Origin of the sequence: Vibrio eleionomae (genome assembly GCF_009874545.1) — a bacterium.
In the GTDB taxonomy this organism is placed as follows: domain Bacteria; phylum Pseudomonadota; class Gammaproteobacteria; order Enterobacterales; family Vibrionaceae; genus Vibrio; species Vibrio nitrifigilis.
Genome location: NZ_WEKT01000025.1, coordinates 44,146 through 63,725, shown reverse-complemented (window position 1 = coordinate 63,725; position 19,580 = coordinate 44,146). Strand labels below are relative to the sequence as shown.

The 19,580-nt window shown below is 42.8% G+C and carries 18 protein-coding genes; 10 read left to right on the top strand and 8 right to left on the bottom strand.

The window, feature by feature from the left end:
- The 4 genes from F9817_RS24030 to F9817_RS13755 all read left to right on the top strand — a co-directional run.
- The coding region (locus tag F9817_RS24030; RefSeq protein ID WP_237476256.1) for a hypothetical protein at positions 1-273 on the top strand (273 nt) is incomplete at its 5' end.
- Positions 274-1,351: 1,078 nt separating this feature from the next.
- Positions 1,352-1,552, top strand: a complete 201-nt coding sequence (locus tag F9817_RS13765) for a DUF1656 domain-containing protein (protein ID WP_161156484.1) — start codon at positions 1,352-1,354, stop codon at positions 1,550-1,552.
- Positions 1,553-1,561: 9 nt separating this feature from the next.
- Positions 1,562-2,434, top strand: a complete 873-nt coding sequence (locus tag F9817_RS13760) for an efflux RND transporter periplasmic adaptor subunit (RefSeq protein ID WP_161156483.1) — start codon at positions 1,562-1,564, stop codon at positions 2,432-2,434.
- Position 2,435: 1 nt separating this feature from the next.
- Positions 2,436-4,508, top strand: a complete 2,073-nt coding sequence (locus tag F9817_RS13755; RefSeq protein WP_161156481.1) for an FUSC family protein — start codon at positions 2,436-2,438, stop codon at positions 4,506-4,508.
- Between the two features lie 51 nt (positions 4,509-4,559).
- Here the strand turns inward: F9817_RS13755 and F9817_RS13750 are convergent, their stop codons facing one another.
- The 4 genes from F9817_RS13750 to F9817_RS13735 all read right to left on the bottom strand — a co-directional run bounded on the left by F9817_RS13750 (position 4,560) and on the right by F9817_RS13735 (position 7,721).
- Positions 4,560-5,600 (bottom strand): hypothetical protein, encoded by a 1,041-nt coding sequence (locus tag F9817_RS13750; RefSeq protein WP_161156479.1) that lies wholly within the window; start codon positions 5,598-5,600, stop codon positions 4,560-4,562.
- Positions 5,601-5,775: 175 nt separating this feature from the next.
- Positions 5,776-5,961, bottom strand: coding sequence for a hypothetical protein (locus F9817_RS13745; protein ID WP_161156477.1), 186 nt, complete (start codon positions 5,959-5,961; stop codon positions 5,776-5,778).
- A 253-nt stretch (positions 5,962-6,214) separates the two neighbouring features.
- The gene (locus tag F9817_RS13740; protein WP_161156493.1) at positions 6,215-6,760 is read right to left on the bottom strand and encodes a uracil-DNA glycosylase family protein; all 546 of its coding nucleotides are present in this window, start codon (positions 6,758-6,760) and stop codon (positions 6,215-6,217) included.
- 34 nt (positions 6,761-6,794) lie between these two features.
- A complete protein-coding gene (locus tag F9817_RS13735) occupies positions 6,795-7,721 on the bottom strand; it encodes a D-2-hydroxyacid dehydrogenase (protein ID WP_161156475.1) in 927 nt (308 codons plus the stop codon).
- Between the two features lie 71 nt (positions 7,722-7,792).
- Here F9817_RS13735 and F9817_RS13730 point away from each other — a divergent pair, with 71 nt between their 5' ends.
- Entirely contained in the window at positions 7,793-8,380 is a 588-nt protein-coding gene (locus F9817_RS13730; protein WP_161156473.1) for a YjaG family protein, read from the top strand.
- A gap of 69 nt (positions 8,381-8,449) precedes the next feature.
- On the opposite strand, the gene F9817_RS13725 is transcribed toward F9817_RS13730, so the two are convergent.
- Positions 8,450-10,348 carry a beta-glucoside-specific PTS transporter subunit IIABC gene (locus F9817_RS13725; RefSeq protein ID WP_161156471.1) on the bottom strand — a complete coding sequence of 633 codons (1,899 nt, stop codon included), beginning with the start codon at positions 10,346-10,348 and terminating at the stop codon, positions 8,450-8,452.
- A 244-nt stretch (positions 10,349-10,592) separates the two neighbouring features.
- On the bottom strand, positions 10,593-11,435 hold the full coding sequence (gene licT / locus F9817_RS13720) for a BglG family transcription antiterminator LicT (RefSeq protein WP_161156470.1): 843 nt from the start codon (positions 11,433-11,435) through the stop codon (positions 10,593-10,595).
- Between the two features lie 619 nt (positions 11,436-12,054).
- Here licT and ascB point away from each other — a divergent pair.
- The 3 genes from ascB to F9817_RS13705 all read left to right on the top strand — a co-directional run bounded on the left by ascB (position 12,055) and on the right by F9817_RS13705 (position 15,512).
- Complete coding sequence (gene ascB, locus F9817_RS13715) at positions 12,055-13,470, top strand: 6-phospho-beta-glucosidase (RefSeq protein ID WP_161156467.1); 1,416 nt, start codon at positions 12,055-12,057, stop codon at positions 13,468-13,470.
- Positions 13,471-13,600: 130 nt separating this feature from the next.
- Positions 13,601-13,831 carry a hypothetical protein gene (locus F9817_RS13710; protein WP_161156465.1) on the top strand — a complete coding sequence of 77 codons (231 nt, stop codon included), beginning with the start codon at positions 13,601-13,603 and terminating at the stop codon, positions 13,829-13,831.
- 82 nt (positions 13,832-13,913) lie between these two features.
- Positions 13,914-15,512, top strand: coding sequence for a carboxylesterase/lipase family protein (locus F9817_RS13705; RefSeq protein WP_202436461.1), 1,599 nt, complete (start codon positions 13,914-13,916; stop codon positions 15,510-15,512).
- Positions 15,513-15,695: 183 nt separating this feature from the next.
- Here the strand turns inward: F9817_RS13705 and F9817_RS13700 are convergent, their stop codons facing one another.
- Positions 15,696-16,781, bottom strand: a complete 1,086-nt coding sequence (locus tag F9817_RS13700) for a CNNM domain-containing protein (protein WP_161156463.1) — start codon at positions 16,779-16,781, stop codon at positions 15,696-15,698.
- Between the two features lie 339 nt (positions 16,782-17,120).
- Here F9817_RS13700 and hupA point away from each other — a divergent pair, with 339 nt between their 5' ends.
- Together hupA and F9817_RS13690 are read left to right on the top strand one after the other, a co-directional pair.
- Positions 17,121-17,393 (top strand): nucleoid-associated protein HU-alpha, encoded by a 273-nt coding sequence (gene hupA / locus F9817_RS13695; RefSeq protein ID WP_161156461.1) that lies wholly within the window; start codon positions 17,121-17,123, stop codon positions 17,391-17,393.
- 71 nt (positions 17,394-17,464) lie between these two features.
- Complete coding sequence (locus tag F9817_RS13690) at positions 17,465-18,163, top strand: DUF1481 domain-containing protein (RefSeq protein ID WP_161156459.1); 699 nt, start codon at positions 17,465-17,467, stop codon at positions 18,161-18,163.
- A 78-nt stretch (positions 18,164-18,241) separates the two neighbouring features.
- Here the strand turns inward: F9817_RS13690 and purD are convergent, their stop codons facing one another.
- Positions 18,242-19,531, bottom strand: coding sequence for a phosphoribosylamine--glycine ligase (gene purD, locus F9817_RS13685; protein ID WP_161156457.1), 1,290 nt, complete (start codon positions 19,529-19,531; stop codon positions 18,242-18,244).
- Between the last annotated feature and the right edge of the window lie 49 nt (positions 19,532-19,580).

Genomic DNA, 19,580 nt, shown 5'->3' with positions numbered 1-19,580 from the left:
AGAACAAGACCTGCAGAACATTATGAATATTCACCAAGGATTTATGTTCCCAATAAGTATGAAATCAACTACGACCTTGATATAGAAATAAGAAAAGTCAGACATAGCGGGGAAATTAAATGGAAAGGTCAATTAGTGTACGTCCACTCTGCTTTAACCGGCGAATCAATTGGGCTTCGTCAGCTTAATGATGATGTCAGTGAAGTCTATTTTTCCTTCATGAAAATAGGATTATTGGATGAAAGACAGAAGAGAATTGTTCGACTAAGCTAGGGACAGGTGTAAACCATGTCCCCGGTTTAAAACGTAAACGATGTCCACTTTGTACAGGGGGCTCACAGCGAGTCCGTGGGTGAGGGAATTGTGGTGCGTTCGGAAATACTGTTAACCCNATGANTTGTCGATGAACTTAGCGATGAGATCGNTGGTGCAACCCCCTCTAACTCCCTCTGGAAGGTGGAGAACTGGATCGAGTTTGCTGAGCATACATCGAACTCCAATCGGATTTTAATACGCAGGACAGCTCCCTCCCTTTGGGGAAGGGGATCACAGCGAGTCCGTGGGTNAGGACACCGTTGANCGTGNANAGTGTGTAGAAATNCGAATACGGTATGAATAACAAATACAATAATCTAAGAGATCGTTGGTGTAACCCCTTCTAACTCCTCTGGAAGGTAGAGAACTGGATCGAGTTTACTGAGCATACATCGAACTCCAATCGGATTTTAATACGCAGGACAAGCTCCCTCCCTTTGGGGAGGGTTGGGGAGGGGGATCACAGCGAGTCCGTGGGTGAGGAAGACGAGTATCTCGCTACGAACGGGTTTTTAATTACTGATTAAAATCACGCCTGTGTCAGAGTTATTTAAGATATTATTTCCTATTAAGAAATAGTCTGCATCCGAATAATTTATTGAACTACATCACATTTAAGGATAAAAATAGGGATGTGATTAATAGAGATGACGATGACCTAAAGACAGACATTACTAACCATTCGGTGTTCTATCACTGCCTGTGTGTCTAAGTTATCGAGCAGTATTCTCTATCCTGTCTTATACTCCTTGGGATTAGTGGTTTATTAATAAATGCCACAGTAACCGTAAGATTCGAAGGATAATTCCTCAGGCAGCAACCAAACGAACTAATGATCTTATCATGCAACCACTGCTTCAGGCTGAGGTTAGGCGTGACGTTTATTATGGCTTGAAGCCAATGCTGGGGGTTTTGATCATGGTTTCCTCTCAATGAGTGTTCATTGAGAAGGGTTGGATTATCATATTTTATTCATACATTGTTGGGGATGGCATGTATACGCTTAATAAAGTACTGATGAGGGATATGTTCCGATATGTTTGAAGAATTAGCGCTGGGCGGGCTGTTATTTAGCCCCTTGGTCTTATTTGCGCCATTGGCATTTATCCTATCTTGGATTACGCGGGTGATTCTTTATAAGACTGGTGTATATGCCAAAATTTGGAGAGCGGCTTGGTTTGAAGTCGGTCTTTACGTCTGTTATCTCGCTTTAGTCGTATATTTACTTGGGAGCTAATAAAAAATTATGTCAAAAACAGTACGTATCTCACTGACTCTAGCCGTCGTGGTGATTGCATTATTAGCAGGCCAATGGATTTGGTCTCACTATATGTATTCACCTTGGACTCGTGATGGCCGAGTTCGCGCTGATGTGATTACTATCGCTCCTGATGTGTCTGGCTGGGTAACCGAGTTGGATGTGAAAGATAACCAACACGTCAACAAAGGCGACGTTATCTTTACGGTCGATTCAACGCGTTATAAAGCGACCATTGCACAACTTGAAGCTCAGGTGGAAAGTGATCGTTACTCATTAGAATTAGCCAAGCATCAATACGAACGTCGTAAGAAGTTGAGTACTAACGGCAAATTAGTGAGTGATGAAACGGCAGAAAGTGCCCGTATCAAAACAAAGTTAGCAGAAGCTGCCTTAAAGCTGAGCGAAGCAAAACTTCAAGCTGCACAAATTGATTTGGAGCGTTCGGTTATTCGAGCGCCTGCTGACGGGACCATTATTAACCTGACATTGCGCCAAGGTAACTATGTCAGCAAAGGTAAGTCGGTATTGTCGTTGGTGAAAGATGGATCGCTTTACGTGACTGGGTATTTCGAAGAAACAAAAGTCCCGATGATTCATGTTGGTCAGACTGCAACGATTACTTTGATGAGTGGCGGTAAGCCATTGACTGGCAAGGTAACAAGTATTGGCAAAGCAATAGCTGATACCAATACCAATGGGAATTCCCAATTATTACCTCAAGTTCAACAAACCTTTAACTGGGTGCGCTTAGCGCAACGTATTCCGGTTGATATTCAGTTGGATTCCGTGGATAAAAACGTGAATTTAAGTGCGGGGATGACCGTTTCCATTCATATGAACCAAGAGCAAGAACAGTAATATGCGGATACTGTTTAATGCCATTTTCTTTCCCGATATCAAAGCGGTTAAGTTTGCGGTAAAAGGGGTGATAGCCATGGCGCTGTCACTCTATATCGCGATGTTTTTTAACTTGGATCGTCCTTATTGGGCAATGATCGGGGCGATCTTCCTACAGATTCGTCCTGAAAGTGGCCTTGTGATCGAAAAAGGCTTGTGTCAGATCGTTGGCACACTGGTCGGGGGCATCTTCGCTATCTTTGTGTTGCAGTTATTCTCTGCTTATCCAGAGCTAGCGATTGGTTCGCTAGCACTATGGTTGGGAATTAACTCGGCACTATCGGCATTAGTTCGTCGGCAAAACCTAGTCTATGCCTTCGCTATGGCTGGTATGACAGCCTGCTTGGTTGTTTTGCTCGTTATGATTCAGCCGTCTAAAACAAACAGCGCCTATATTTTTGCAATCGCTCAAGCTCGTATGAGTGAAATCATCATTGGGGTTATTTGTGCCGCCTTAGTCAGTACGATGATTTGGCCAGTTCGAGTCCGTGATGCGTTGCAGGTTCATGCTCGCAGTGTCATTAACCAAACTCTGCAGTACTTTACGTTAGAGTTAGATCCGGCCGGTTCTCACGATGATCGTCACCAATCCATTGATGGTATTTTGGAATCACTGACAGCGTTAAATGATGATTCTAGTGCGGTGGCATATGAAGGCCCTGATGGCCCCGGGCAAAGTAGAGCTGCGACGTTATTGTCGAATAAAACCTTATCCTTATTGGCATTGATTCAGATATTTGGTCGTCTGCAACGTAAACACGATGAATTAGTTTCAGATAACTTGAAAAACCTTTTGGATGAAATGCGTGAGACCTTCAACGCCATGGAGAAATCTCAGGATTACCATGAGTGTTATGAGATGGCGCAAAAGTTGCGGCGTCGACAAATTTATTATGCCAACAATTCAGTCGCGAAAACCGCTTTTGAAGCGCGTATCCATAAAATAGCGCTGGAGTTGAGTGCTGAGTTAATCATGGTTTTGAAGGGATATAACTCCATTACTACTTCCAAACCCATTTTGCTTAACGCGATTCGTATTATGTCGCACCGCGATCCGCTGGTGGGCTTAACGACTGGAGTTCGCAGTGCCATTATGTTTTTGGTTGGTGCTGGGCTTTGGATTGGTACCGGCGCAACGGCGGTGCTTATGATCATGATATTGCCAGTGGTGTTTTCGGTTATGATGGCGCGGTTACCTATGATGATCTTAACCATTGTGATGAAACGTATTTTGGTTGGGATATTAATTGCGTTACCCATGGCCTTGTTCTTCGCTTTGCCACTGTTGGCCGAAAGCTCTGGTGATTTTGAGATTCTGATTTTGGTACTCGCTGGCCCTTATTTTATTAGCCTATTACCTCTGGCAAATCGTCCAACTTTACCTTACGCATTGGGGATGAGTATTCCATTTACTATTTTTGTTATGCCAAGTACGAATATGACTCGCTCTTTTTCCATTGATTATACAGTGAGTTATGCGATGGCCATATTTGTTGGGGTAACGATATTGCTGTGGCTTTTCAAGTTAATCACAGGGCCAAGTTTGAATTTGATGATGAATCGGTTAATGCGAGATACTTATAACGATTTGATTCAGGTTCCACACCATAAGCTAGGAGAAACTTGGTTTAATGCGCGCATGGGCGATCGTTTATTACGTATTTCTACCTATGAAAAAGGGATGAGTAAAAATCGTGATATGACTGACCTAGGTTTAACCGCGTTAAACTTGGGCCATGTGTCTTTGCGTTTGCGTCAAGTTATTAAAAGCAGTTGTGATAGTCGAATGGATGGGGAATTAGAGCATTGGCAACAGGCTTTAGCCGATGCCTTTATGAGTTGTTATCGCGGTCAAGGTACGTCGTCGTTTAGTGATGCGTGCCACCGAATACTCGAACGGCTCTCAAAGGAAAACCTTCCTCACGATAAATATGATTTGATTCGCGGTAGTTTTGAGCGAATGTCGCTCACCTTTGAACGGACCTCTGCAACCATTGCTGAGAACCGGGCACTTGCGGTAGAACAATCTGTTTAGTGATACAAAAGAAGCCTTCCATTGGAAGGCTTCTTGCATTTTATTGAGCGATTAAAGCGCTGTCTCTTCCATCTGAGTCAGGTTCGTATAGCTTTCGAACATACACTCGGGCGCTAAGTTATTGGTACAAATATCGTAGATTGGTGCCGCCATATCTCCACGCTGTATATGCTGTGCGAGCTCTTTTTTCACGGTGACCCAAGCATAGTTAGGCTGGATGGCATCTGGATTATTAATGATATAGCCCACACCTAATTTATAAGCTTTGCCTTGCTTTAGCCGTGAAAACTCGATTTCCATTTTCGCCTTTACATTGTTACTGGTTCCTAAGGCTATTTTTACGAGATAAGAGTCACCGTTGTCCGTTTTTCTGAGCTGTAGCACTGGGCCAACGGGTTTGATGTAGTTAGCCACATCATTTTTATGATAAAGCACGGCTTTACGCGCGGCATTCACGATCATTGCTTGTTGGTGGGCTTGGCTCATAGGACATCGGTGTGTCGGCACTTTTGGGGTGATGGTCGCAGTTTGCTTACCGATCATATCAACCGCTGCTATTTCTTTGTCTGCCTTCACATCGTAGATATGGGCGGTAACTTTGACGGTTTGAGCATAAAAGCATGTAGTAGGAACCGACTGAAGTTCACCTTTTCGGCCCTTATATTGATATCCCTGTTCGAACCGGCTGGTTAACGGCTCAACGTTAATACGAGGGTAAATCATGTAATCCGACGAAGGGATAAGAGCGGTAAGGTTCGGTGATACCTGTAATATTTCGCTTCTTATCATTTGGTCGGTTTGTGCTATGCCTGTTCTATCCGTTAGTTGATTGCCTGTTTCTAATATTAACGATTCGATTTGTTGTTGAATTGTTTGGACAAGAGGGGCCTTAGGCACTCGGAGCTTAATTTTTTCAAAGTCTGGCGAGGTAACCGGAATAGCCTCAGGTAAGACAAAAATCTGTTTGCTCTGCGACTTTTTTATCGGCTCTGCTGCATTGGTAATATAGACAGGAGAACTACTGAGCTCGGGAAAAACACAGCCAGAGAGTTGACTCGTTAAAATGAGAAATAAACATCCTTTTTTTATCATAATCCACTCTTTGGCCGCTTCTGTTAATGGGTGATCAGTCTATATTCAGATTTGGTTAGAATCGTATTTAATGTGCTTTACCTTAAATACTTTAGGTGTATAGAGCTTAGTATTAAAGGTTGTGAGCCATTAAGAAAGCTCTTTATGTTGAATGATAATAGACAATAGATTGTATCTATTCGTTATTGATTTTATCTAATGTATTTTTCATTGTCTCTTTACCATGTTCAATTGTATCGTTTACATGCTCTTGAATGGATTCGACTCGATCTTGTCCCACTTTTCCAGTGATATCATCTTTATACGTCACTCCAATATATATACCGATTACAACAAGAATGATTACAATATATTTCAGCATAATAAACGTTCCTTTCGGTTTTATGTCTTATCTCGCGACAACCTTTTAATCAGTTTATAGTACATATGTTGCAAAGCATACTAGTAATAATTATTACTATGTATTTTAAGTTCATAGGGTGATCTGGATTAAATCTGGAATTTTTCATTTTTATGGATATACCTAAATCACATTAAAATACTGTTGCAGCGAAAACCCATTTTCTCTTAGTCAAGACACTGATTTTAAAGTCTAAGAATTCTATGATTGGAAATCAGGATACAATATTTTTTAAATAAGGAAGGAGTTCCTTATCAAACCAAGAATTGCGTCTAAGCCAAATATTATTTCTTGGGGATGGGTGAGGGAGTGGGATTTTTTCTGGAGCCCAGTGTTGCCAGTTTTTTACTGTTTCAGTCAATGTTTTGGGTTTGTCTTGCAGGTAATAGTTTTGTGCATACTGACCAATTAATAATGTGGTTTTGATATTAGGTAATAAGGTTAATAGCTTTTCATGCCATAGGGGGGCGCACTCTTTACGTGGTGGTAAATCGCCGCTATTTCCTTTGCCCGGATAGCAAAACCCCATAGGAATGATGGCGACTTTGGTTGGATCGTAAAACGTTTCTTTGTCGAGGTTTAACCATTGGCGTAAGCGATCGCCGCTGGGATCATTCCATGGAATGGAGGTCGCGTGCACTTTCGTACCAGGAGCCTGACCGATGATCAGCAATTGTGCATTATGATGAGCTTGGATGACTGGATTGGCTCCTAGTGGCAAATGAGGCTCACAGGTGCGGCATTGGCGCACCTGCTGCATTAAAATGGTCAGGTCATCACTTGACCTGAGTTGCTTAGTAACCTTTGTCAAAGCTTACCTCGTTATCTAAGCGGAACCCTGTACACCACAAGTCGTAGTTATGAATGAATTGTTCGAGCACTTGGCTTGGAAAACTTAATGCCGCAATGTGTGGAGTAACAGTAATTGCGTGATTTTTCCAATATGGATGCAGCTCAGGGAGCGGCTCTTGCTCAAATACGTCAAGGAAAGCGTGTTCCACATAGCCCTTATCGATGGCATTAAGTAAGTCTGACTCAACCACGGTTTTCCCTCGTCCGACATTAAAGATTAATGTGCGAAAACAATGGGAGAGAACCTCCTCATTGATGAGGCCTCGGGTTTGTTCCGTATCGGGTAAGGTATTTACGATAATATTGGCTTGTGAAAGCGCCGCACTGAGTTCATTAACATGATAGGTGCGACTAAATTTCCCTGCTTTAGGGGGGATGCCACTGCTGTTTATCCCAATAACATCAATGCCCAACCCCGATGCGGCATGACTGAGATGAGAGCCAATCGAGCCGGTGCCGAGTATCGCCATCACCTTGCCCGAGAGCGATTCATAAAGATGCGGAGTCCATTGCTCTGCGCTTTGCTGTTGACGATATAAAGGAAAGTGGCGGTAATGACTAATGATATAGCCGATTACGTATTCAGAAATAAGCTGGCCAAAAATACCTTTAATATTGGTCAGTAGGTAATCGGTGCGTTTTGGGTGGAGTGTTAGGGCATCGACACCAGCATATACTGACTGGACCCATTCTACGTTAGGAAAATCGTTGATACACGATGCGGCCATTGGTGGTGCGGCTAACAAGATAGTCGCTTCTGCACGGTTATCTGTGATTGTTAGGCCATCAAGGTGAGTGTTTTCTATCGCTTGGCGGTAAATATCGTCGTGTTCAGTTAAAATATACAAGTGATGGTTAAAATTGTTCATATTGGTGGCTTTTTTCCCTGCTGGTTATCCAGTACACTGCCGCTGTCTTTTTCTGCAACGATTGAGTGATTATGCTACAGAATCCTTTACAGCTTCGACTCGAAAAGTTTGAGCCTTGGCAACAGATTACCTTTATGGTCAGTCTATGTGAACGTATGTATCCAAACTATGCGGTTTTTTGTGAACATACTGAATTTGCTCCAGCACGTGTTTACCGAGAAATTCTAGATAGCGTGTGGGAAATTCTTACGGTAAAAAATGCCAAAGTGAATTTTGAGCGCCAGCTAGAGAAATTGGAAGAACTGATTCCAACTTCACAAGATTATGATTTTTACGCAGTTTACCCTGCAATTGATGCTTGTGAGGCACTGGCTACATTGCTGCATGGCTTGCTTGATCGTGATAATTTATTGGAATTTGTTTTAGATGTTAGCCAAGTATCGGTGCGTACGGTTGCTCAATTAGAAGAAGCACAAGGTAGTGAAGAAATCACTAACGAAAACCAAAAGAGTAATGAAGCGGTATGCGCTGAATGGGATGTGCAGTGGGCAATTTTCCGACCTTTGAAAGAAGCACAAGAGCGTGACATTCAATTAATAAAAGACTTACGTTTAGAGCTACGCGAAGAAAACATCAGTAATATTGGTATGAGTGTGTAAGCTAATGCTTATCAATGCCGATATACAAAAAGAAGCCACTCATTTGAGTGGCTTCTTGCTTTGGGTTAATTACACCAAAGATAAGATAGGTGAACGAGCGTCTATATGCGGTTGGTTGGAGGAAGGTAAAACGTCGAGATACTCTTCGGTGTTCGTGATGATGACAGGTGTTGTCACGTCATAACCCTTCGCACGAATAGCTTCTATATCAAATTTCAGCAGTACGTCACCTTGGCTAACCCGTTGACCCTCTTTGACTTGAGGCGTGAAAAATTCACCATTGAGTTGAACGGTATCAAGGCCTACGTGAATTAATACTTCAGCGCCGTGATCGCTTTTTAAGCCAAAGGCATGATTGGTTTTGAAGATGGATTCGACGATGCCATCAACGGGTGAATATAGGGTGCCGTCATCGGGAATAATCGCGATGCCTTTGCCCATGAGTTCACTGGCGAACGTTTCATCCTCTACACCTTTTAAATCAATTACTTCACCAAAAAATGGGCTGCTTAATGTTTCTTTTTCAGGTTTCGATAGTGTATGAGCTTGTGCTGCTGGTGGTGTTTGTGGCACTGGTTCTTCATTCGTTTCTTCATGGTAGAAGGTCACCACTAAAACAGCAGGTACAATAATGCCAACGATAGCGGCAATAATGGCACCGTAAACACTCATATCAATCCCGGTATCTGGGATATATTGTGCGATACTGAAGATGGCTGGAATCCCCATCGAAAAGACTTTAGTACCAAAGAAACCAATGATACCGCCCCCGATAGCGCCACCAATACAACCAAATATAAACGGTTGTTTACGGGGTAGGTTCAAACCGTAGACTGCGGGTTCAGTGATACCGAAGAATCCACTTATACCGACTGAGCCTGCTAAAGCGCGTGTTTGTTTGTTCTTAGCAATAATAAAGATACCTAATGCCGCCCCCACTTGACCGAATACGGCTGGGAGAGTCATTGGACCAAATACATCGAAGCCATTGACAGTTAAGTTGTTGATAAACACAGGCGCTAAGCCCCAATGTAAGCCAAAAATTACCAAAACTTGCCATAGAGCGCCCATGATCATACCGGCGATGACCGGGCTGGCTGAGTATACAAACATAAAGGCAGCTGATAGACCTTCACCAATCATGGTGGCAATAGGGCCGATCACTAAGAAGGTGAGAGGTACAGTAATTAGCAAACACAAGAAAGGTGTGAACAAGTTTTTAATTGAATCAGGCAACCATTGATTAAAGCGTTTCTCTAGTATGACGTTAAACCAACAAGCAAGAATAATAGGGATAACAGAGGAGGCATAGTTCATGTAGCTGATTGGGATACCGAGGAAATATTCACTTGGAATCGTCTTTCCTGACAACTCAGCAGCAAAGATAGCATTAAAGTGCCCCATTACATCTGGGTGAACCAGAGCTGCACCTATTGCCATTCCGATAAACGGTTTACCACCAAATTTTTTCGCTGCGGTGTAGCCAAGGAAAATAGGCAGGAAGTAGAACATACCATCCGCGGCCGCGTTCATGACGCGGTGAGTTCCTCCTGATGCATCCATCCAGCTCATTGCGACACAGAGTGCAATTAAGCCTTTCAAAATACCGGCTCCTGCCATAATGCCAAGAATAGGGGCAAAGATGCTGGAGATAATATCAATAACGCGATTAAGGAGCGTTTGATCAGAAGCGGCTGAATCCGCATCGTCAGAGGGAGCGCCAATATAGGGTTGAATGGCGTCGAAAACACTGGATACATGGTTACCAATGACTACTTGAAATTGGCCACCGCTTTTTACCACGGTAATAACACCAGGGTTTTGTTTGAGTGCTTCTGCTTGACCCAGAGAGATATCTTTCAGTTGAAAACGCAGCCGAGTGGCACAGTGAATCAAGCTGGCAACATTGTCTGCACCACCCACTTTTTCCACAATCTCTTGGGCTAATTCATCGTATTTGTTACTCATTTATATTGTCCTCTATCACTGCGCAAACAGGTGAACATTCTTTTAGAGGACATTTCGTTATGTATGGCAGTCCCCAGATAAGAATGTGGTTATGAAAATGCGCTTTCATAATCGTTTCCTTTGGTTTGGGTCTTGCCTGCTTAACCAGTAACAATCCGAATCAACAACTCATTATTTTGCCAAGAATATTTCCTTGGTAGGATGCCCATGAGTAGGGGCATTGGTTATTACCTCATGATGAGGTTTAAATAGAACGTCTCAGCCGTTCAATATGAATGGTGAGAAACATCATCTCTTCTTGAGTCATCGCGTGACGAAACTTCTCTTCGACGAATAAGTAAATTTTTTGTGTACAAGCAAAAGACTGCGGGTATTGCAATCGTACCGATTGAAAGAGTGCGTCATCATCGCTAGTTACAGATGCACGATGCATCAAACGGTGAGCAAAAAACTTTAAGTGTGTCACTAAGCGTTGATAATTTAGACTTTCTTCATCTATTTCAATTCGTAATTGATACTTAATGATTTGGATAATATCGCGAATGAGGTTAGTTATCCCAATCGTGTTATGCATGTCTTCACTCAGTTGCGCGTTGACTAAATGCAGAGCAATGAATCCAGCTTCATCTTCAGGAAAAGAGATATTTGAGATGTTTTTGATGATCTCAAGTGCCTCCATCCCCATGGCAAATTCTTGTGGGTAGAGCTTTTTAATTTCCCACTGCATCGCGTTTTTAATTTCTTTGCCTTGAATACACCGTTCTAATGCGAAAGAAAGGTGATCAGCCAACGAAATACGAATACTTGGGTGTAATTCACCCGGCAGTTTTTTCTGTGCGGTTTCAACAATGGTTTCTGTTGCTAGTAGCAGATCGACGGGTATCTCCGCCAACAGTTTGTGATAGCGAAAGTCGATACTGCCATCATCTGTTTGTTCTAAACGAAATATCTTCTCTACCTTATCGAGAGCAACATCCATCCCTGGCTTCATTTGGAAACCAAGGCCTTTTCCCATAATAACGATCTCTTTGTTATCGCTATCTTTTGAGATAATGACGTTGTTATTTAACACTTTTTCAATTTGCATGTTCACGCACTTTTCCGGCTTGGATTAACAGAAGCTGGATACAAAAAAACCTAGCCCGTAAAAGCTTCTATGGCTTTTATCGTGTCTAGGTTTCGCCTGCTAGGAGCAGTAACAATCCAATTAAGTTCATATATAACGGCAACCGTTCCCATTATTCAACCAGTAAGTTAATTAAATGTGAGTTTGCTCTCTTTCGCCTTTTTACTTTGTGAGCCAAAGTAAGTAAATTAATAGTTAATATATAAATATCAGTAACATAGGTTATTTTAACGATAAAGTGGAGTCGTCTTGGTGATAGCTATCACAGGTTTCAATCTTTTCCATTGCCACGTAAGACGATGGTGTTTTAGAGTTTCGGACAGGCAATAATGGATTGTCACTGCATAAGCAGGCAAGACCTTATATCTATCCAGCAAAATACTGTTTGTATTTTTAACTGGGCGTAGATATAGGGTTTTTTTTTGGTCTTTTTTTGCCTAATTACTTTTTTAGGGTTTTTCGGATTGTTACCGCAGTGACTCTGCGGGCAAAACCTGAAAGCGCACTCCACGTGTGGGGAGTGGTCGTGCTTTCAGGTTTTTTTTTGTCTCAACACACCCATACGAGGAGCGTATTTATCATGAGTTTTCAATTTCCCGAATCTTTTTTATGGGGTGGCGCGATTGCTGCCAACCAAGTTGAAGGTGCTTACCTATCTGATGGTAAAGGGTTATCCACGTCCGATGTGCAACCTAAAGGGGCACATGGTGAATTAGTTGACCGCAAAGCTGGGGATTACAACATTAAAGATACGGCGATCGATTTTTATCACCGTTATCCAGAAGATATTGCGCTGTTTGCTGAGATGGGATTTACCTGTCTACGACTGTCAATTGCTTGGAGTCGGATTTACCCGAATGGTGATGATCTAGAGCCAAATGAAGCAGGGTTGGCCTATTACGATCGCATATTTAATGAGTTAGAAAAGCACGATATCACACCATTGGTTACTCTTTCTCATTATGAAATGCCATTGAACTTGGCAAAACAGTATCAAGGCTGGGCCAGTCGTGATGTGATTGAGTGTTTTACTCGCTATGCTAAAACCGTTTTTGAGCGTTACGGTCACAGAGTAAAACGTTGGCTTACCTTTAATGAAATTAACGTCACTCTTCACGAACCTTTCACCGGTTCTGGACTACCAAGAGATTGTACTGAGCAGACGCGTTTTCAGGCGATTCACCATCAATTAGTGGCGAGTGCGAAAGCGGTGAAGCTATGTCATGACATTATTCCTGATGCCAAAATCGGTAACATGATTTTGGGTGCAATGCTTTACCCATTAACTTGCCATCCAAGCGATATGGTAAAAACCTTAATGCAAAATCGCGAATGGTTGATGTTTGGTGATATTCAAGCGCGTGGTTATTACCCAAGTTATATGACGCGCAAATTCCGTGATATGGGAGTTGAACTTAATATCACACCAGAAGATGAAGAAGCGCTGAAAGAAACCATTGATTTCATCTCTTTTAGCTATTACATGACAGGTTGTGCTAGCGCAGATCCTAAGCAAGCGGATAACGCTGATGCCAACATGCTGCAGATGATTGCAAACCCATATCTAAAGGCCTCTGAGTGGGGATGGCAGATCGATCCGGTTGGCCTGCGTTACCTATTGAATTTCTTATACGATCGTTATCAAAAACCACTCTTTATTGTTGAAAACGGTTTAGGTGCGAAAGACGTACCGAATGAAAGCGGTGAAATCATTGATGATTACCGTATCACCTATCTTAATGACCATCTTTATCAAGTTGGTGAAGCCATTCAAGATGGTGTTGAAGTGATGGGATATACCTCTTGGGGCCCAATCGATTTAGTCAGTGCTTCTACTGCGCAACTATCTAAACGCTACGGTTTTATTTATGTTGATCGCGATGATAATGGCGAAGGCTCTCTAGCACGCAGTCGTAAGAAAAGTTTCTATTGGTATCAAGATATTATTCAATCTCGTGGCGCGACATTAGCGGCACCAGACCAAGGCCAGTCATGATGATTGGATAAGATATTTAGGCGAAATAACAAAGACTAAAACGCCTTACCTCGCACCCTAACCGAGTATCTCCACTGAGTTTTCCTGAGCTCAGTGCGAGTTTACTCATCCTTAATAAAGGATAATAACGATGAAACGAGCAAATATTCTTACCAGTGGTAACACCGTTAGACCCTTGTCTCTTGCTGTATTGATGGCATTAAGTACTAGTGTGTCTGCTGAAGATTTAACTGTTCAACAGCAGATCACTCAGTTACAACAACAGATACAGCAAGCTCAGGTATTACTTAAACAGCTCTCTGCTAAAAAAACCAGTGCTCCAGACCCTACAACTGAGCACATTGAAATCTGGTGGTTATAAGTGTTTACATGATAAACAGAGGGAGCTGGTGCTCCCTTTGATGTTTCTAAAGGTATCGTTAGCTATGGCGTAGGAGAAGCCTATGAAAATGAGACAAACGATAGCGGCTGGCGTTTTGAGCATGGCTTGTTCGCTAGTGGGAGGTATGGTGCAGGCGCAACCTACAAAGGTTATTTCGTTAGATGCCGGGAAAATTCAAGGGGCATCACAAGACAACATCGATGTTTATAAAGGCATCCCTTTTGCGGCGGCTCCTATTGGTGAGTTGCGCTGGCGCGCTCCTCAACCAGTACCTGCGTGGGATGGCATACGCCAAGTGACGCAGTATGGTCATGACTGTATGCAGAAGCCTTTTCCTAGCGATGCGGCGCCATTGGGGACGGCTCCATCTGAAGATTGTTTAGTGCTTAACGTATGGGCACCTAAGCAAGATAAAAAATCACTTAAACCCGTGATGGTATGGATTTATGGTGGTGGATTCGTCAATGGTGGGGCTTCTCCTGCTGTTTACGATGCCAGCCAGTTTGCTGAACAGGGGATAGTCGCGGTTAGCTTCAATTATCGATTGGGAAGATTTGGTTTTTTTGCCCACCCAGCATTAACCAAGCAACAGCGTAAATACCCAGAAGAAGCGTTAGGTAATTACGGTTTTATGGATCAAATAGCCGCGTTGAAATGGGTAAAAAATAATATCAGTAAGTTTGGTGGTGATCCCAAGCAGGTCACTCTGGTAGGAGAATCTGCTGGTGGTTTTTCTGAGCATGTATTACTGACCTCGCCTAAGGCGAAAGGGCTATTTAATCAAGCCATCATCCAATCTGGTTTAGGACGACAATGGGAACATGCAAAACGGTTTGGTGTGCCCCTCTCTGATCCTGATTCAGCCGAAGCGACAGGTGTTGCTTTTGCCAAACAATGGGGGATTGAGGGCAATAACGAGCAGGCATTGAAAAAGCTGCGTTCACTCTCTGCAGATCAAGTTGTGCATGATATGAATATGATGAATATGAATACTCCAACGTATGCAGGGCCAATGCTTGATGGACGAATCATGGTGAAGCAACCACAAGAATACTACATGTCAGGTAAAGGGCTTGCTATGCCTATTATGGTCGGAGCAAATAGCTCTGATATCGGTTTTGCACCATCGGTGACGTCAACGCAGCAAGCCTTAGCGATATTTGGCAACGCCAACTACCACCAAGCGTTAGCCGCTTATAAACAAAGCGGGGTCACTCAGCCTCAGGAGATAGCTCAGGCATTAGCCAGTGATAGGTTAATGGTTGAGCCTGCTCGTTTTGTCGCACAGCAAGTAGATAAACAAGGTGGAGACGCCTATTTTTATCGGTTTGGATACGTGGCTGATAGCTTGAAGTCTCAATGGCCAGGTGCTTACCACGCGACTGATATTCCATATACATTTAATACAGTAAAAGCAAAATATGGTGATCAGTTAACGAACAATGATTCTGCTATGGCAGCGTTAATTCATCAGTATTGGGTTAACTTTATCAAACGTGGTGATCCTAATGGTGAGGGTATACCTGCTTGGGATTTGTATCAGGATGATGGCCATGAAATGATGCTGTTTTCCAATCGAGGTGTCGCATATTCACACACAGTATCAGACCCCTGGACGGCACGTTTAGATATGGTTGCTCACTTGTATGATAAGCCATAGAAGCGGGCATTAAGGAAAGGGATGTACAGCTTGTTGAGCTTTAGATACATGATGATCCAAAAGCTCTGTAAGTTGTACATTTACAATTAAATCAATGTGTTATGTTTTTACTCTCGCGTGTCTATATTATGTGTACAGGCTTTGGGGTAATTGGAACCCTATGATCCCAAAGCTTGTCTATACTCACTTATTCTGCTCTTCATTAGATGCTTTATCTTCTTCGTCACGGCTTTCAATAACACCATATTTTCTTTTCCAAGCTTCCCAGCGTTCAAACGCCAATTTTTGCATATTCATAATATGATCGGCTTCGTCAATGATTTCCTCACCGAGTAGAAATTCGAAAATATCTTCTAAAGTCACAATGCCTTGGACGGTTCCATATTCATCGACAATCATCGCGATTTGCTGGCGTTGCTCGATCATCTGTTCGAATGCTTTAGGCAGTGTTTGAGTTTTGATTAAAGCGTGCAACGGGCGCATTACCGCACCAAGCTGCTTTTCTCCAAACCCAGATTGTTGGAGGCGATAGAGTTCTAGTCGGTGTACAAAGCCAATGATGTTGTCTTTGGTATCGCTGAACACGAGAGGGCGAGAAAAAGGAGTGTCTTTATGGCTGGCGAGAAACTCATTAATCGTCAATAGGGCACTGACTCGAAATAAAACAATACGAGGTGTCATGACTTGAGTAATCGGAATGCGCTGTAGTGCGAGTAAGTTATTAAGAATACGTGATTCTCCCTCTTCAAATTCGCCATTCTCGTTTGCCAATAACGCCATCGCTGAAATCTCATCACGATATTTGGGCATGGTGTGGTGTCTCTGTAGACGTTTGGTGATCTGTTGTGAAAACCATACGAAGGGAGCGAGAATGATCACCATCCATTTCAATAGTCGACCTGTGAGAGGGGCCAATTGACGCCAGTAGGCTGCACCAATAGTCTTGGGAATAATTTCTGAGAGCACCAAAATACCAAAGGTGAGAACTGCCGAAAAAACGCCTAACCACTCGCTACCAAATACGACAGCTGCTTGTGCGCCTGCACTTGCCGCTCCAATCGTATGAGCAATCGTATTTAAGGTAAGGATAGAAGCGAGAGGCCGATCTATGTCGGATTTAAGCGCCATTAATGTGGGTGCTATGGGGTGTTCTTGCTGACGCAGTTGGGCGAGGTAACTTGGAGTCAGGCTCAGTAACACCGCTTCCAAGACCGAACAGATAAATGAGATACCGATCGCCACGCTAATGTAGATGGAAAGCAAAAACATTGTCGATCCTTATCATACCTTTTTATGATTTTAGTGTATTACGTCACCAGCGCAGAAAATTTCTTGCTATGGTTTACTATTACTAGTTGCATATGAAATGCCCGTTAAATGCAGGCCAAATCAGGCTTTGACGTGTTTTTATACTTATTAAATAAGGTGATAAGTGCGTCAAAACAAGTCGTATAAATTGGTCAATGAGTAACAAATTGTGAGCTCTTACTCATATTATGGTTAAAAGTGCGTCAGAGTCACCAAACTTGCGCGACAAACCTTTGCCATACGGGCTATTTATGCTTTAGAGTGAAGTCAATTCGATAACCTATAAAGAAGGGAAACCTAATGAACAAGACCCAATTAATCGACTTTATCGCAGAAAAAGCTGATCTATCTAAAGCACAAGCTAAATCTGCTCTTGAAGCTACACTTGGTGCTGTTGAAGGTGCACTTAAAGATGGTGACCAAGTTCAACTAATTGGTTTTGGTACATTCAAAGTAAACCACCGTGCAGCTCGCACTGGTCGTAATCCAAAAACTGGCGAAGAAATCCAAATCGCAGCAGCAAATGTTCCAGCATTCGTAGCTGGTAAAGCGCTAAAAGAATCTGTGAAATAATATTTGATAAACGCCGAGGAAATCCTCGGCGTTTTTCTTTCCTTCCTGAACATCTCTATTTAGCTTCTAATATGAAATATAGAATTGCTTCCATACTGTTGCTTAGCGTTTTGGCTGGATGCAGTTCGACATCCCCAACTTTAAAAAAACCGCAAACAGAGTTGTATAGTGGTGGTGAGCGAGTGGGTGATGAAGCTCGTTATTATTGGTTCACAGAAAAAAACAAAGCACCAGTCAGTGCTTCCGATTATGTTATTTCTGGCGCTTATAATTGGTATAAAACCAGTTATCGTTGGGACAATAACTTAGTACGAGAAGTGTCCCGAGTTGGCGCTCAGCGTAAAGATGGCAAAGTAGTTTCTTTCGAAACGTTACTGCGTTTTGATGTTCGTGGTGAGCCTATTTATCAACGTTATCGGATTGATGGTAAAGTGTATCCATTAACGACAGAACAAATCGATAAATATATTCAGCAAGCCCGTTACGTTTCTAAAGTAACTCAAGAGCAAGACAAGCAAGGATTAGAATTAATCCAAGGTGTATGGAACGGAGAGAAGTTTGTAACGTGTCGGGCAAGACAATATGCTCGAGTTCAGTTCAATGATTCCTTGCCGGATTTTGTGATTAATCGACTCGCATCGATTGATAGTTACATTGCGTTTCTTGGAAAGATTCGTAATAACACCATCTATATCGAAAAGTTACTGACTTTGGATGATAGTGAGCATCAATGTGTGACTCGTCCAGAGCTACTTGATGAAAAGAATTAATGCCTTCTATTATTGCTTGTTCTAAATGACATAAAAAAAGCGCAGACTCAGTCTGCGCTTTGCGATCGATAACCGTGATTACTTATCAGATTGTTCGCGTGCAATCGCACGATAGCCAATATCGTTACGATAGAACATACCATCCCAGCTTACAGTCTTAGCAAGCTCGTAAGCACGTTGTTGAGCTTCTGAAACTGTATTGCCCAGCGCAGTAGCACAAAGAACACGGCCGCCGTTAGTGACAACTTGCCCTTCTTTATCTGTGGTACCTGCGTGGAAAATTTTCTCGCCTTCAATTTCACCACTTGGCAGAGTGATAACATCGCCTTTATTGTAGCTACCAGGGTAACCACCGGCTGCAAGTACGACACCGATTGACGCGCGAGGATCCCATTTCGATTCCATTTGATCTAGCTTACCTGCGATAGCAGCTTGGCAGAGTTCAACCATGTCTGATTGCATACGCATCATAATAGGTTGAGTTTCTGGGTCACCGAAACGACAGTTATATTCAATCACTTTTGGTGTGCCTGATTGATCAATCATCAAGCCAGCATAGAGGAAACCAGTGTATGGGTAGCCTTCAGCAGCCATACCACGTACTGTTGGATAAATAACTTCATCCATAATGCGGTCATAGATTTCAGAGGTTACAACTGGAGCCGGTGAGTAAGCACCCATACCGCCAGTGTTAGGACCTGTATCTTTATCGCCTACGCGTTTGTGATCTTGGCTTGTTGCCATTGGCAGAACGTTTTCACCATCCACCATCACGATAAAGCTTGCTTCTTCACCATCGAGAAATTCTTCGATAACCACTCGGCTGCCTGCATCACCAAAGGCATTACCCGCGAGCATGTCTTTGATCGCATCTTCAGCTTCTTCAAGTGTCATCGCAACGATAACGCCTTTACCTGCCGCAAGACCATCGGCTTTAACGACGATTGGAGCTCCTTGTTCACGAACATAAGCAAGAGCTGGTTCGATTTCAGTAAAGTTTGCGTATGCTGCAGTTGGGATATTGTGGCGAGCAAGAAAATCTTTCGTAAAGGCTTTTGAACCTTCAAGTTGCGCTGCACCTTTGGTTGGACCAAAAATTGGCAGATTTGCTTCATTGAATGCATCAACCACACCGATAACAAGTGGTGCTTCAGGGCCGACAATAGTCAGTTCAATCGCGTTATCTTTTGCAAAAGCCACTAAACCATCGATATCTTCAACGCCAATATTAACGTTTTGAAGCTTTGGCTCAAGAGCGGTGCCTGCATTACCTGGTGCAACATAAACAGTCGTTACGTCTGGATTTTGAGCGACTTTCCAGCCTAGAGCGTGTTCACGACCGCCGGAACCGATTACCAATACATTCATCTTTGAATCCTTGTACTGTGAGGACTTACTGAGAGTTTATATAACACCT